The organism is Synechocystis sp. FACHB-383 (assembly GCF_014698605.1).
GTDB classification, from domain to species: Bacteria; Cyanobacteriota; Cyanobacteriia; order Cyanobacteriales; family Microcystaceae; genus Synechocystis; species Synechocystis salina.
This window is the reverse complement of the sequence record NZ_JACJTJ010000052.1, coordinates 45,220-60,078: the sequence shown is the minus strand read 5'-3', so window position 1 is coordinate 60,078 and position 14,859 is coordinate 45,220. Positions and strand designations below refer to the sequence as shown.

14 protein-coding genes and 1 tRNA gene are annotated in these 14,859 nt (G+C 50.3%); 4 read left to right on the top strand and 11 right to left on the bottom strand.

What is annotated here, in order from left to right:
* The first annotated feature begins 169 nt into the window (after positions 1-169).
* Positions 170-376: a hypothetical protein gene (locus H6G45_RS16760; RefSeq protein WP_190599541.1), complete on the top strand. Its 207-nt coding sequence runs from the start codon at positions 170-172 to the stop codon at positions 374-376.
* Between the two features lie 19 nt (positions 377-395).
* Positions 396-758, top strand: coding sequence for a hypothetical protein (locus H6G45_RS16755; protein ID WP_242018217.1), 363 nt, complete (start codon positions 396-398; stop codon positions 756-758).
* Between the two features lie 31 nt (positions 759-789).
* Here the strand turns inward: H6G45_RS16755 and H6G45_RS16750 are convergent.
* The 9 genes from H6G45_RS16750 to H6G45_RS16710 all read right to left on the bottom strand — a co-directional run bounded on the left by H6G45_RS16750 (position 790) and on the right by H6G45_RS16710 (position 9,352).
* Positions 790-863, bottom strand: a tRNA-Pro gene (locus H6G45_RS16750).
* A 64-nt stretch (positions 864-927) separates the two neighbouring features.
* Entirely contained in the window at positions 928-2,886 is a 1,959-nt protein-coding gene (gene shc / locus H6G45_RS16745; RefSeq protein ID WP_190599540.1) for a squalene--hopene cyclase, read from the bottom strand.
* 66 nt (positions 2,887-2,952) lie between these two features.
* Complete coding sequence (locus tag H6G45_RS16740; protein WP_206754995.1) at positions 2,953-3,495, bottom strand: hypothetical protein; 543 nt, start codon at positions 3,493-3,495, stop codon at positions 2,953-2,955.
* On the bottom strand, positions 3,492-3,680 hold the full coding sequence (locus H6G45_RS16735; protein WP_190599538.1) for a hypothetical protein: 189 nt from the start codon (positions 3,678-3,680) through the stop codon (positions 3,492-3,494). The genes H6G45_RS16740 and H6G45_RS16735 overlap by 4 nt, the downstream gene beginning before the upstream one ends.
* A 133-nt stretch (positions 3,681-3,813) precedes the next feature.
* The gene (locus H6G45_RS16730; RefSeq protein WP_190599537.1) at positions 3,814-4,449 is read right to left on the bottom strand and encodes an HAD family hydrolase; all 636 of its coding nucleotides are present in this window, start codon (positions 4,447-4,449) and stop codon (positions 3,814-3,816) included.
* Positions 4,450-4,560: 111 nt separating this feature from the next.
* Entirely contained in the window at positions 4,561-5,451 is an 891-nt protein-coding gene (gene truB, locus H6G45_RS16725) for a tRNA pseudouridine(55) synthase TruB (RefSeq protein WP_190599536.1), read from the bottom strand.
* 110 nt (positions 5,452-5,561) lie between these two features.
* Positions 5,562-6,044: a hypothetical protein gene (locus H6G45_RS16720; protein WP_190599535.1), complete on the bottom strand. Its 483-nt coding sequence runs from the start codon at positions 6,042-6,044 to the stop codon at positions 5,562-5,564.
* Between the two features lie 64 nt (positions 6,045-6,108).
* Positions 6,109-6,528 carry a phasin family protein gene (locus H6G45_RS16715; RefSeq protein ID WP_190599534.1) on the bottom strand — a complete coding sequence of 140 codons (420 nt, stop codon included), beginning with the start codon at positions 6,526-6,528 and terminating at the stop codon, positions 6,109-6,111.
* Between the two features lie 139 nt (positions 6,529-6,667).
* Positions 6,668-9,352, bottom strand: coding sequence for an efflux RND transporter permease subunit (locus tag H6G45_RS16710; RefSeq protein WP_190599533.1), 2,685 nt, complete (start codon positions 9,350-9,352; stop codon positions 6,668-6,670).
* Positions 9,353-9,544: 192 nt separating this feature from the next.
* On the opposite strand from H6G45_RS16710, the gene H6G45_RS16705 reads away from it, so the two are divergent.
* Together H6G45_RS16705 and H6G45_RS16700 are read left to right on the top strand one after the other, a co-directional pair.
* A complete protein-coding gene (locus H6G45_RS16705) occupies positions 9,545-10,000 on the top strand; it encodes an SRPBCC family protein (RefSeq protein ID WP_190599532.1) in 456 nt (151 codons plus the stop codon).
* Positions 10,001-10,077: 77 nt separating this feature from the next.
* The gene (locus H6G45_RS16700; protein WP_347338286.1) at positions 10,078-10,335 is read left to right on the top strand and encodes a hypothetical protein; all 258 of its coding nucleotides are present in this window, start codon (positions 10,078-10,080) and stop codon (positions 10,333-10,335) included.
* Positions 10,336-10,548: 213 nt separating this feature from the next.
* On the opposite strand, the gene H6G45_RS16695 is transcribed toward H6G45_RS16700, so the two are convergent.
* Together H6G45_RS16695 and ilvD are read right to left on the bottom strand one after the other, a co-directional pair.
* Positions 10,549-12,966, bottom strand: a complete 2,418-nt coding sequence (locus H6G45_RS16695) for a phosphoketolase family protein (protein ID WP_190599530.1) — start codon at positions 12,964-12,966, stop codon at positions 10,549-10,551.
* 186 nt (positions 12,967-13,152) lie between these two features.
* A complete protein-coding gene (gene ilvD, locus H6G45_RS16690) occupies positions 13,153-14,838 on the bottom strand; it encodes a dihydroxy-acid dehydratase (protein ID WP_190599529.1) in 1,686 nt (561 codons plus the stop codon).
* Positions 14,839-14,859 lie beyond the last annotated feature (21 nt).

Here is a 14,859-nt window from a genome sequence, read left to right as displayed (position 1 = left end):
GAATCTGTTGAAAAGTTAGCAGAAATTGGTGTTATGCTGAATTCTGCTACAACTAGACAGAACTATTTTACTCATTGTTGTTACTGTGCCAGCTAGATGCGGAATCCGCCGTAGCGAAAACTAGGGTAATATTTCTGTAAGTTTGTCGGTATGAGCTAACGATGCAGCCATGGGAACTATTTTCAAGCTGAGAAGACTGCCTTTTGTCTATAGTTTATCTTTGCTGACCATGGGCTCTATTATGCCCCCGGCCTTGGCCGATTATTCGGCGATCGCCCAGGGAGTGAGGGGCTGGGGCTGGGCCAGCGGCCATTCAACGATGGAGAAAGCCAGACAAGCTGCCATTCGTAACAACAACCTATCTGACCCTCTTTAGTGCCCTGTGTTTAGGCCTTATGGTCTCTACCTTTGCTAAAAGTGAAACCCAGGCTAACACTGCCTTACCAATTTTATTACTGCCCCAAATCATTTTTTCCGGTGTACTGTTCCAAATTAAAGGGGTGAGTCAGTATCTTTCCTGGTTAACAGTCAGTCGTTGGTCCATTGGTGCCTATGGCACGTTATTGGACATCAATGGTCTTATACCAGAACCGATTATTTTCCCCGATGGCAAAGTGATGGAATCTGCCTTTAAAACTAATCCCGTTTACGATCCTAGTTGGGGCAATCTATTGATTAATTGGCAAGTTCTCTTGCTCCAGGGATTTTTGTGCCTGGCAATCATCTTCCTACTTAAAAAACGTCAGGACATCATTTAAAACTTCATTGAACTTGTACAGAAATAGCGAATCGGGATGACAGGATTTGAACCTGCGACATCCTGCTCCCAAAGCAGGCGCGCTACCAAGCTGCGCTACATCCCGCAGTTTAACCCCTCCAATCTTAGGACAGATTTCCCCAGATCGCCAGGGGTTAGTCGGGCGGATATCACCCCAGGGTTTCTGCTGATGTGGGTAAATGGTTATAGCGAGCTAGGGCAATGAGAGGAAAATATTGGCGGTAGTAGTGATAGCGGATATAAAAATGACAAGGGAAGCCGGTGCCCGTAAATTCTGCCTCTTCCCAGCTGCCCTTGGCGGTTTGTCCCTGGACGAGAAAAGCCACACCCCCCTCGATCGCCCTGGTTAGTTTGGCATCCTGTCCCAGACTAGGTAAATATTTGAGGGCATCCAACAAACCAATTAAAGCCCAGGCGGTTTGGGAAGCAGTGCTGTTACCTTTACCCTTTAACTGCTTATTTCTATAGCTTTCACAGGTTTCTCCCCAGCCCCCATCTGCATTTTGACAGCTCAATATCCAGGCGATCGCCGCTTTAATTTGGGGGGCAAAACGTTGGGCATCGTAAATAGCCAGAGCAGATAGGGCCCCACTGGTGCCATAGAGATAATTCACCCCCCAGCGGCCAAACCAACTACCATCCTGTTCTTGTTCTTGAAGCAAGTAGGCCAAACCCCTTTCTACCCGTTGGGAGTCCATGGTCAAACCACAGGCCCCAAGCATTTCAATCACCCGGGCGGTAATGTCGGCGGTACTGGGGTCAATCATAGCCCTCAAATCCCCGTAGGGTAACTGGTTCAGCCAGTCTTGATCATTGTCAATGTCAAAGGCGGCCCAGCCTCCGGTTTTGCACTGCATGGTGGCTACCCATTGCAAAGCTTTATCAATTGCCCCCTGTTTTCTAGCTTCATCGGGGAGGGTAATGCCCTGCAAAGCCATCATCACCACGCAGGTGTCGTCAATATCAGGGTAGAAATTATTATCAAATTCAAAGGCCCAGGCCCCCGGTTTACCCTGGGGATTTTTGATTTGCCAATCACCATAGGTGAGAATTTGCTTATCCAGCAACCACTGCCCCGCTTTAACTAGGGCGGGATGATCCTTACCCGGATCCGCCTCTGCCAAGGCCCGCACCACCCAGGCCGTATCCCACACCGGGGAAACACAGGCTTGGATGGCATAGCTATCTTCCGTTTCCACGGCAAAATTGTCGATCGCCGCTATGCCCCGCTGTACATAGGGATCATTGAGGTCATAGCCCAACACTTTCAGGGCCAACAGGGAATTGAGCATGGCCGGAATAATGCCACCCCAATCCCCACTAATCTCTTGACGTTCTAAAATCCACTTTTCCGCTAGGGCCAAACCCTGTTCCCGGAAGGGCACCACTTTGGCCTGTTCTTGCAACTTAAACAGGCTATCCAAACCAATGAAAATATCCCAAATAGTGCCACTCTCCGGCAATTTGTACTGGACATTTTCCACCCCTTCCGCATAGAGTTCGTCCACTCGTAGGCCTTGGGCAATGTCGTACACCGGCTTTTGGTCACAGACAATCATCAAAGGCACCGTACTGGAGCGGGCCCAACTGGACATTTCGTAAATATTAAAGAAAAAATTATTGGGCAAAAGCATGACCCAAGGGGGAATGGAAGGGGTGCCCCGCCAGTCATAGCAACCAATTAAGGCCAGGTGCATTTTGGTGAAAATGCGGGATTTGCTAATGCCGCCCCGGCCAACAATGAAATTTTTCGCTTTGACCAAGGCTGGATCCGTAGCTGGAACGCCCAAAATCCGCAGGGCTGTGTAGGCCTCTACACTGGTGCTCAGTTCACCGCCATCGCCATAGTACAGTTCCCAACCGCCATGGTCCCGTTGTTGTTGGAGCAAATAACTTTTCGCCTTCTCCAGGGGTCTTTGGGCTGCTGTGCCCCAAATTTTATGTAGTATGACCACTTCCGCCGTGATGGTAACGTTAGATTCCAACTCAGACCACCAGTAACCATCAGGGTATTGTTCCGACAGCAAGAAGTCCCGACTAGCGGCGATCGCCTGGCGCACTTGTTCGGTGCTGGGACAGGGGACGGAGGGGGAAACGGCAATAACCATGGACAAAGTTGTAAATTTTTCTTTACAAAGATAGCAGATGGATTGGGCAACTAGAACAGATTGCTCTCAGGCAATTTCGTCCTGGGAATGGAGTTGAAATTCAAAGTTGGGATATACCTCCAAGATTTGGTTATTCGGCATAAATAATTCCCACAGTGGCAAGTCATCTTCAATTTTTTGATCGGGGATTATCAAATTGTACAATCCAAAATCGAACAAATAATAAGAAAAGTCAACCTCTTGAAAGTCAATAACTTCTATTTCATAGATTTTTTGTCCATTTATTTTGGCAATTTTCTGTTTGATTAATTTTTCATGATCAGATGATTTCATCAATGAGTCAGAGTTTCTAACAGCAGGATGTCTTTTTTTGTAAATTGTCCAATCCGAAGCTCTGGTGCCAAGTTGCCATTCCCCTTTAAATTCACCACTCAGAGCAGGAGAATGATAAGGAATTTTCTTGCCAATTTCTAAACATAGTTCTTGTCCATAGCCTAAACGAATCTGCCAACAAGTTTGACCATAAATAGGCTGGATTAGACTATAAAAACAATCTTTTGTGATTTTTGTTTGGGGTTTGGCTGTTGACAAAAACTTCAATGGATTCATGATTTTAAAAATTGTTTCGCTTGTTGTTGTAGTTCTTGATAGGTAAAGTCGCCTCTTTTATTTTTTGTCCCGCCCAAATTGAGTTCTTTTTGTCTCTCTAAAAACCGTCCAAATTCTTTACGTTGAACTTTGGTCATATTAAATTCTTTGGCAACGTCATTGACTTGTTTAATGTCATCTTTCATTCACCAGGCTATATCGAAGAGTAGAAACTGTGCATTTACTAAGTTTATTAATTTTAACCTGATTTTACAGTGGAGCGTGGAGAGGCAACTAAAGCTTCATCCTTACATCCTGAAATTGATCGTCAAGATAATTCTAAAGGGCGATCGCCAAAATATCGGTCAGTTGGGTAAGACGATAATCCACTGGCAAATCCGCTGGTAGGGAACCATAGCCATACTCAGCAAAAATGCTCACAGCGCCGCAAGCTTGCCCCATGCGGATACCGACTTCTGCATCTTCCACATGCAAAAGGGTTTGGTAATCATAGGGAGCGAGCAATTGTTGCAGGTAACGGGGATCGGGCTTAGCAAATGGGGAATCATCTGCGGCCAGCATGGTTTCAATGGCTGACCATAGACCGACTCCTTGCAGAGCTGCTGTTTGGGTACGGCGATCGCCGGAAGTGCAGGCTAGAATTGTGTAGTCCCGTTGTTTCAAAGTTTCTAAAACCGTTCCAGCTTGGGGCATGGGAGCCGCTAGTTGGGGCAGATTTTCGATGTAAAAAGGTTGGACAAAATCTTTAAAAATACGTTCTACTTCTTCTGTTGGACAATCTAATTTTTCCAACATCAGGGAAGCTTTCAGTCCCACGAGGGAAACCACTGTTTGGCGATCGGGCCGAGGCAAACCCAATTGTTCAATGCCATAGGCAAAGGCTTGGTAGTTAGCTTCTTCGGAGTCGATTAATACTCCATCTAGGTCAAAAACAATAATTTTTTTGTTAGCCATAGTTAAAGTTAGATTAACAACTATTTGATTCGTTAAGAAAGTAAATTTGACAAGTTTTTAACTGAAATTTATTTGGCAAGTGATAATGCCCAAGGTTGGTTACAACAACTTTTAATTCAGCACAACTTTTGGCCGTAATACTGTGCCATGGTCTTCTGGGGTTACAACGGCAACGCCCAAGCATTTTACTGGGTCTAGATCCGATGTAATGAGTGCCACTCCCACGGGGAGATCCGGCAACAGTAATCTTTGGCCATGGAACCACCTTTTTTCCAACTCACTATTTAGGCGGACTGTGGGTAAATGGCTCAACGCTTCCTCGGGAGGAATGAGGGGAATGGACTCCCCTGCCTCAGCGATTTTTTCCAAAGCGGTTAAACCGACGCTGTTTTCCAATGCCATGCCCCCACTGCGTTGTCGTACTAAGCCAGCCAAGGTTGCCCCCGTTCCCAGGCGATCGCCAAGGTCCCTGGCTAAAGCCCGAATATAAGTTCCTTCCCCACAGGTAATTTGTAAATCCAATTCCGGCTGCTCCCCTGATCGCCAACCGAGCACTCTCAAGTCATCAATGGTCACCCTGCGACTGGGCACTGCTTGGGTAATGCCGGCCCTAGCCAATTCATATAACCGCTTACCATTAATCTGAATAGCACTGTATTGGGGCGGTATTTGCTCAATTTCTCCCAAAAAAGCTGGTAAAAGCTGTTCTACATCAGCAAGGGTTAAATTACTAACATTTTTACTCTCTAACACCTCTCCAGCAAGGTCATCACTGTCGGTACGCACCCCAAAACGAATAATGGCTTGATATTGCTTTTCTCCGGTTAAGTAGGGCAGTAACCGGGTCGCCGGCCCCACCGCCATCGGCAATACGCCCTCCGCTAAAGGATCTAGGGTTCCTCCGTGACCCACCCGTTTTTGCCTTAATAGACGGCGCACTTTGGCCACACAATCATGGGAAGTGAGTTGCAGCGGTTTATGGAGATTGAGGAAACCAAACATAGGGAAAAAATTGCTGGAGTCAAGGAGCGGCCAACAAAAACCTTAGCAGTTCCCTTAGGCGATCGCCTGCCCTGGCCGTTGAAATAGTTATTGGATATTAGTAAAAACAATTAATTGGGATTGGGGCCTTGCCAATCGGGGCATTGTTCCGTTTCCCAGCCATAGGGGTGCATAGCACACACCAGTAGTTGTCCGTTGTACACATAACCGTGGTAGTGCTGACAGCCTTGGCAAGCAGGTTGATGATTGGCGCTGGCTGGCAGATGGGGATTGAGACCCAAGTCCCCGTCCAGGGAAGACCAGGGCACCATGGACGAATAGCCTCGATCTCGATCATTTGTTCGATTGTTCCGCCCTTCCCTGCCCTGGCGATCGCCAAATTCCCCTAGGTCGGTTAAGTCCCCGTCAAAGTCAGACAAGTCTTCCCAGAAAGTGGACCATTCTTGCCAGAACCATTGCAACTCGGTACCCAATTCCTCTTCGATGGTTTCGGCCACTTCCCCTAGGGCGTTCTCCACATCATCCACCCAAGTCTCCACCGCTGTGGTCAAGGTTTCCACCGCCAACCAGAGGTTTTTCTCCCAATCTTCCATAACTGTTTTGCTATTTTTGCTATTTGCAGTGTTGACAACTTGTGGTGGACGCTGTAGCCCTTGGTTAGGGTTGACGGTTCAAACGTTGCAATTCCGCCTGCAGGGCCGCTACCTGTCGCCGCAGGGCTTCCACGTCTTCCGTTTGGGAGGGAGTTTTTTGAGCGAGGGGATCGGCGTTGGTTTCCTCCTCGTCTGTGATGATTTCAATGCGCCGGGGCTGTTTATTTTCCTCTGACCCATGGGCGATCGCCTCCCCCTGAGCTTCCCGAATCAACTCATCCACATAGCGACGGGCTTCTTCTGCATTCATTTCCCCCCTTTCCACCAGGGTATCCACCAACTTCTGAGCGTGGTTGCCCAATTCCTTGATATTGCTATTGGCTGTTTCGGCGGCATAGGAAGCAATGCCAACCCCTAAATAGACTGCTTTTTGCACCAAGTCCCGCAACATAATAATTCTTACCGAAAACAACGTTGTCTTCATTTTGGCATTCCCATCTGCCAATGGCTAGCCGAGGGGAAATGTTACCAGGGGAGCAAAATCAGAACGTGTTTAAAAAGCCCCCCTGACCCCCCAAATTTGGGGGGAAACAGAGGCAAAGTCAGATTTTACCAACAGGCTCTCAGGATTTTTCCGACTTAGCTTCCCTTCCCCAAGCATCATCCAATAGACTGTACAAAACCGGCACCACCACCAGACTGAGTACGGAGGAAGTGAATAGACCCCCAATGATGGCGATCGCCATGGGTTGTCTGAGTTCCGCCCCGGCCCCCCATCCCAGCGCCAGGGGGAGCATGCCCAAAATGGTAGAACTGGTGGTCATCAAGATCGGCCGCAGACGGATATGGCCCGTTTGCAATAAAGCTTCCTGGCGGGATAAACCGTGATGCCGTAGTTGGTTGGCATAGTCAATCAGGAGAATGGCGTTTTTGTCCAACAGACCCAGAAGGAAAATCAAGCCAATCAGGGAAATCATGCCAAATTCGCTCTGGGTAACCAGCAAGCCCACCATGGCCCCAACAATGGATAGGGGTAAGGAAAGTAACACCACCATTGGTTCCAGTAAACGGCGGAATAGCCCCAGAAAAATGACCGCCATCCCCAGCAAGGAAAGTAAAAAGGCGAGGGCAAATTCCCGAAATACCGATCCAACCCGGGCCGATTCCCCCTGGACACTCAGTTCCACCCCGGCGGGTAATAACTCCTCGGCGATCGCCGTTACCTGTTGGGTGAGATCTCCCAAGGCATAGTTGGGCAGCAAGGAAGCACTGAGATAGACCGCCCGTTGCCCCCGCAGACGCAAAATTCCCGTACTGTCAGGCTCCGCCCCAGTGAGGCTGATTTGGGTTAAACCTGGTAAAGCCATCACCTTTTCCTGCAAGGCTTTGCCTGTGGTCTGCAACACATCTAAATCATTGCCCAGTAAAGCCAACTTGAGGGGCGTATCGTCCCCCGTTTGCACAAAGAGGATATTTTCTACCCTGGTGGTTACCCGGGGAATTACCGGCAACGCTTCCCGCACTTCCGTTTGCACCGTTTGGGTCGTCACCTGACGATCGCCGTCCAGCTTGACATAGATTTTGCCCTGGAGGGGATTGCCCTGGGTACCCACCACGGTGAACGTTTCTGTCACAGTCGGATTGCCCAAAATAGGGGGTTCTAACTCTTCCGCCACTCGCCGGCCCCGTCGCAACAGCACCGCCTCAGGATTAGTGGCCAGTTGATCAATCCAGCCAAAGGCTCCGCCCGTACCTCCTTCATTACTGTTACTGCTGTTATTTTCCCTGGGGGGAGCGGACAACGCCCCAGCAATTTTGGGGGGAGCAGACTGGAAAATGACGTTAAATTCGCCCCGGTCGAGGGTGGGAATAAAACCCTGGGGAATGAGGGGAATAATGGCCAAGCCCCCCATCAAACTGGCTAAGGCCAAGGCCACAATCCACCAACGGTGTCCCAAAGACCAAGCTAAAACCTGTTGGTAACGATCGCCGAGGAGATCCAAACCCCGACTGAACCAAGAAGCGGATCGTTGGGGTTGAGGCCGCAGCCACAATACTGTCAGCACTGGGGAAAGGGTTCGGGCCACCAGCAGGGAGACCATCACAGCGGCGGACACGGTGACGGCAAAGGGCAAGAAAAATTCCCCTAAAGTTCCCCCCAACAAGGCAATGGGTAAAAACACCACCACAATGGAGAAAGTAGTAGCAGATACGGTCAAGCCAATTTCCTCGGTGCCATTTTTGGCGGCCCGCTTGGGCGGTTCCCCCGCTTCAATGTGCCGAGCAATATTTTCCACATCGACAATGGCATCGTCCACCACAATGCCGATAATTAAAGCCAAGGCTAGCAGGGTCAGGGTTTCTAGGTTAAAGTCCAACGCCGCCATCACAATAAAGGTGCCCAGCAAAGAAAGGGGGATGGCGATCGCCGAAATCAAAGTGGCCCAGCCGCTACGGAGAAAGGGATAAATAATCAACACCGCCAAGATGATCGCCCCCAACAGGGCTTCAATGGTGGCCTGGGTTGCTTCCCGGATATAACCTGCTGTGGTTTCCGCTTCGATGAATTGTAACTGGGGCAAACTGGGGGCCTGCGCCGCAATCAACTGTTCCACCAGGTCTACCACCTCCAGGGTATTGGCCTGGGCCGTTTTCACCACCTGCACCGCCAACACATCCTGGCCGTTATGGCGAGTCAACGTGGGGGGATTGATGGTTTGTTGAGCCGATGCCTTGACCCCTGGCGATCGAAAGTTAGCATCCCCTAGTAAGTCCACCCGCAGTACCCCATCAATGTTCTGGAGCTTGGGGATAATCTCCTGCCGCAACGGCTCTGCCATTTCCTCTAGGGATAATGTCTCGGACGCCACGGCATAGGTCACCGCCACCGATTCGTTCAGGTTATAAGGAGAAACGGTAATTTCACTGCCCGCCGGTAGAGTTACCCCCTGTAAAGATTGCTCCACCGCCGTGGTGGCCTGTTCCAGGGATTGCCCCATTAAAAAAATCACCGATGCCACTGTTTGCCCTGGGTAGGTGGACGATTGCACATCCGCATCGGCAATGGTAATTAGTTTTTCCTCCAGGGGAATGGTCAACTTCTGCTCTGTTTGGGCTAAATCCAAGCCCGAACCACTGCTCTGGACGATCACCACTGGGAAGCTCACTTCCGGAAACAGGGCATATTTGAGGGAGCTAAAGGCCAATAGCCCCGCCACGGCGATCGCCAACCAAAAACCGATGGTGAAACGGGGATGGTCAATGGCCCAATGGGAAAGATTCCAGCGGGGAGCATGGGGGGACTGCATCGAGGGAATTCCTAAATTCTTTGGGGTGGGATTAGCTAAAAATGGATTGATCCGCACCTCGGCTAATCTAGCAGAACATGGCCCAGGGCAATCTCTCCTACCGGTTGGGCCAGTTAAGACCCCTGGAAATCTGTTACCATCCCCAAAAGGTAAACTAGCCCTCCTTTTGAACCAGCTTTTTCGTAAACTTTCGTGATTTTTGAGCAAGGCATTGAAATTAACGCCAGTGCCACAGTGGTAGAACGGTGTTTCACTGATTTGGAGCTAATGCAACTCTGGCTCAACCCGGCCCTCCGTTGTGAACCCATCGGTCAATGGTCCACGGCGATCGGCGGCCGGAGTCGTTTTACCATCCAAATTCCCCTGCTCAAGCCCAGCTTGAAAAGTGTAGTGGTGGAGCGATCGCCAGGGCTAGTGGTGTGGCAGTTTAAAGGATTTTTCCAAGGACAAGACCGTTGGGAATGTCGCCCCCTGGAGGAAGGTACCTATTTGCTAAACCGATTCGAGTTCACTGTACCGAATCCCATTGTGCAATGGGGCTTTCAAATGTTTGCGGCCCGCTGGACCAGTGCAGATATGCAAGCCCAACTGCGACGGTTAAAACAGGTGGCGGAAAGGGAATATATCAACAGTGGCCTACATAGTTAATTAACGGGCAGTTTCCCTACTAAAATACTGGGCTAAGCTGGAAAAAAGAGCCAATGGCAATGAGCAGGAGGTTGGCAGTGAAAGTGGAAGGCCCTAGTCCCCAGCAATTGACTACGGAAGAAGCCCAAGAATTAGCCTACTTACGTACCCTAATAGAACAGGCGGTGGCCAACGGTGTGGTCACCAAGGAAGAGGAATCCAACATTAGGGCTCGAGTACTACATTCCAAGCCCCGGTACGAGTTGCTCTCCCAGCAACTAGCCATGTACCGGGAACTAGTCACCAACAAAATTAATGCTGGTTTACTGGCAGGGGAAACTTTTACCGATCTTTGATTGGCACGGTCTATTCAACCTTGCCCTAGCTTATGCCAACTGCCAAGATTTTGCTGAACCAGCGGCGTGCCTAGGAGCCTGGGCAAATTCTTGGAAGCCATTTAAAAAGCCCCCCTGGCTGTCTAAGTTGGAGATAAACTGGGGAACGGCCCCCCAGAATTGCGATCAATTTAGAGGGCAAACGAGAACGGCGTCAATGCTCTTAGTTGAAATCTAGAGAGGCCAACGCCAATTAACAATTTCTGGCATATCCATACCGTGTTCGTAGGCGTAATTGGTGCAATCAATCTGCATATCCTTGAGCATCTCCTTGATGTGGGCTCCAGCCACCCGCAATTGAGGTAGGCGATCGATAACGTCAATGGCCAAGCTGAAACGGTCAATTTGATTTTGAATCGCTAAATCCATGGGGGTGTTGATGTTGCCCTTTTCTTTGTAGCCCCGCACATGGAGATTGCCATGGTTAGTGCGGCGATAGGTCAACCGATGAATTAACCAGGGATAGGCGTGGAAGTTAAAAATAATCGGTTTATTGGTGGTAAAGAGGGAGTCAAAATCTCGATCGCTCAGGCCATGGGGGTGTTCAGATTCCGGTTGCAGCTTGAGCAAGTCAATCACACTGACAAAACGAATTCTCAGATCGGGGAAAAATTGCCGGAGCATGGCCGTGGCCGCCAGGGCTTCCTTAGTGGGAATATCCCCCGCCGCCGCCATCACCACATCCGGCTCCGTACCGGCATCATTACTGGCCCATTCCCAGATGTCTACTCCTTTGGTGCAGTTACGAATGGCCGCAGTCATGTCTTGATATTGCAGGTGGGCTTGCTTATCACAAACAATGATGTTGATGTAGTTTTTGCTCTGTAAACAATGGTCCACGACGGAAAGCAGGGAATTGACATCAGGGGGCAAATAAATCCGCACTACGTCGGGGCTTTTGTTGAGAATGACATCTAAAAAGCCTGGATCTTGGTGGGTAAAGCCGTTATGGTCTTGTCGCCACACCGTGGACGTCATCAGAATATTTAGGGAAGAAATATCTGCCCGCCAGTTGAGATGTCGACAAATATCCAACCATTTGGCGTGTTGGTTGACCATGGAGGTGATCACATGGGCAAAGGATTCATAGGTGGCGAAAAAGCCATGGCGGCCGGTTAAAAGATAGGCTTCTAGCCAGCCTTCCAAGGTGTGCTCGCTCAACATTTCCATCACCCGACCGTCGGGACTGAGTTCCCCCCCGTCTTGGTCTTCTTCCAAATATTCAGCAATCCAGAATTTTTTGCTAACTTCGTAGACCGCATGGAGTTTATTAGAACTATTTTCGTCCGGGCCAAAGAGGCGGAAATTGGTCATGTTGTTGGCCATCACATCCCGCAGAAAAACTCCCAGGGGAGCAGTGTTAGGGGCTTCAATAGTGCCTGGCTTCTCCACATCGATGCCGTATTGACGAAAGTCGGGCATTTTCAGACCCCGCCGTAACAAACCACCATTCGCGTAGGGAGTGGACCCTAGACGTTTCTCCCCCTCCGGGGCGATCGCCTTAAATTCGGGCCTTAAAGTACCGTAGTCGTCGAACAATTCTTCCGGTTTATAACTCCGTAGCCAAGTTTCCAACTGTTGCAGATGGGCCGGATTCTCGTGCATGCCTCCCATGGGAACTTGGTGCGATCGCCAAAAACCTTCCACTTTATGGCCATCAACGTAGTCGGGGCCAGTCCAACCCTTGGGGGTACGCATCACAATCATGGGCCAGCGGGGACGAGTACCAATGCCACTACTACGGGCCTCAGTTTGAATTTGGTGAATTTCGGCCACGCAATGATCCAATGTAGCGGCCATGGCTTGGTGCATGGATTCAGGATCGGAACCTTCAACAAAATAGGGAGTATAGCCATAACCTTCAAACAAGGCCTTTAATTCTTCATGGCTAATGCGGGATAAAACGCTTGGGTTATTAATCTTGTAGCCGTTGAGATGGAGCACAGGCAGTACCGCTCCGTCCCGAACCGGATTAATGAATTTATTGCTATGCCAGGAGGTGGCCAGGGGCCCCGTTTCTGATTCCCCATCCCCCGCTAAACCCACCACAATTAGATTGGGATTATCAAAGGCGGCACCGTAGGCATGGGATAGACAGTAGCCCAATTCTCCCCCTTCATGGATCGATCCCGGGGTTTCGGGGGTGCAGTGACTGCCAATGCCACCGGGAAAGGAAAACTGCTTGAAAAAACACTTCATGCCGGCTTCATCTTCACTACACTCGGCAAAAAAGCGGGAATAACTCCCCTCTAGGTAGCAGGGGCCCAAGAAGCCTGGCGCACCGTGGCCAGGCCCCACCATGTAGAGCAGATCCTGGTCAAATTTCCTAATAATGCGATTCAGATGGGTGTAGAGAAAACTAATACCGGGACTAGACCCCCAGTGACCCAACAGGCGATGTTTGATCTGTTCTGGTTGGAGGGGTTCCCGCAGCAGGGGATTATCCCGTAGATAAATCATGCCCACCGCCAAGTAGTTGGCTGCCCGCCAAAAACCGTGCAGTTGGTTCAGTTCTGTCGGCTCAAGGGGACTGCCACTAATGGTGGAGCGAGCTTGACCAAAAGGACTAAGGGAAAAGGGGGATGTGACCATGGAAAAACTCCCGGATTTGTACATTCCCCTACCAGGGTAGAACCCCCAAGTTATTTTGGCGTTAACCCAGGGAAGGACACTGCCCCAGCTCCACTGCATAGATTCCCCAGCTCTATTGCTCTTTGGAGATGTCCCCGGGTCTGCCGGATGCTCCTAGTCCCTTAGCCCCTGATCTATGGGCGAGCTTTAGAACAAGTCCATATCCGTCACAGCCCCCACACTGCTGGAAGCAACGAGCTTGGCGTATTTACCCAAAATACCAGTGCGGTAACGGGGTTGGGGCGGGGTCCACTGGCCTCGACGTTGGGCTAATTCCTCTTCGCTGATGTTGAGTTGCAGTAACCTTTGTTGGGCATCAATGGTGATTTGATCGCCTTCTTGCACTAAGGCGATCGCCCCTCCCACGTAGGCCTCGGGGGCAACGTGACCCACCACTAAACCGTAGGTGCCGCCAGAAAAGCGGCCATCGGTGATTAGGCCAACGGAGTCTCCCAACCCAGCGCCAATGATGGCGGAAGTGGGAGCCAGCATTTCCCGCATACCGGGGCCCCCTTTGGGCCCTTCGTAGCGTACTACTACCACATCCCCCGCTTGAATTTTGCCGGCCAAAATAGCTTCCAGGCAATCTTCTTCTGATTCAAATACCTTCGCGGGGCCAGTCATCACAGCCTTTTTAATACCGCTGATTTTAGCCACACTGCCTTCTGTGGCCAAGTTACCTTTGAGCACCGCTAGGTGACCTTCTTGGTAAACGGGATTGTCCCAGGAATGGATTACGTCCTGGTTAGCAGGAGGCTGGTCGGGAATATCGGCTAAGACTTCAGCAATGGTTTGGCCACTAATGGTGAGGGCATCACCGTGGAGAATGCCGTTGACCAATAACATTTTCATCACCTGGGGAATGCCACCGGCATCATGGAGATTGGTGGTGACGTATTTACCGGAGGGTTTTAGGTCACACAGTACGGGCACTTTATGGCGAATGGTTTCAAAGTCGTCCAAGCTCAAAGGCACTCCAATGGTCTTGGCGATCGCCAGCAGATGGAGCACTGCATTGGTGGAACCGCCCACAGCCATAATCACGGCAATGGCATTTTCAAAAGCTTTACGGGTGAGGATTTGGCTGGGCAGAATTTGTTTTTTAATTGCTTCCACCAAGACCTTGGCTGATTCCTCGGTGCTGTCGGCTTTTTCCCCGTCCACTGCAGCCATGGTGGAAGAATAGGGCAAGCTCATCCCCATAGCTTCAAAAGCGGAGGACATTGTATTGGCAGTGAACATCCCCCCACAGGAACCAGCTCCAGGACAGGCATTCCGTTCGATGCCGTAGAGGGTTTCCTCATCAATTTTGCCGGCGCTGTACTGCCCCACTGCCTCAAAGGCACTGACAATAGTCAAATCTTCCCCGGCATAATGCCCCGGTTTAATGGTGCCGCCATAGACAAAGATGGAGGGAATATTGAGGCGAGCCATGGCAATCATTGCCCCGGGCATATTCTTATCACAGCCTCCGATCGCCAGCACCCCATCCATACGTTGGCCATTGCACACCGTTTCGATGGAATCGGCAATTACTTCCCGGGAAACTAGGGAATATTTCATCCCTTCTGTACCCATGGAAATACCGTCACTAATGGTGATGGTGCCAAACAATTGGGGCATGGCTCCTGCGGTGCGTAAGCCGGCCTCGGCCCGTAGAGCCAGATCATTGATGCCCATATTGCAGGGGGTAATGGTGCTGTACCCGTTGGCAATGCCCACAATGGGTTTAGTAAAGTCATCATCGCCAAAACCAACGGCCCGGAGCATGGCCCGGTTGGGACTGCGTTGGGTTCCCTGGGTAATTACCTGGCTTCTGGGATTGTTGGACATTGTTCTCTCCTGTCTCGTAGC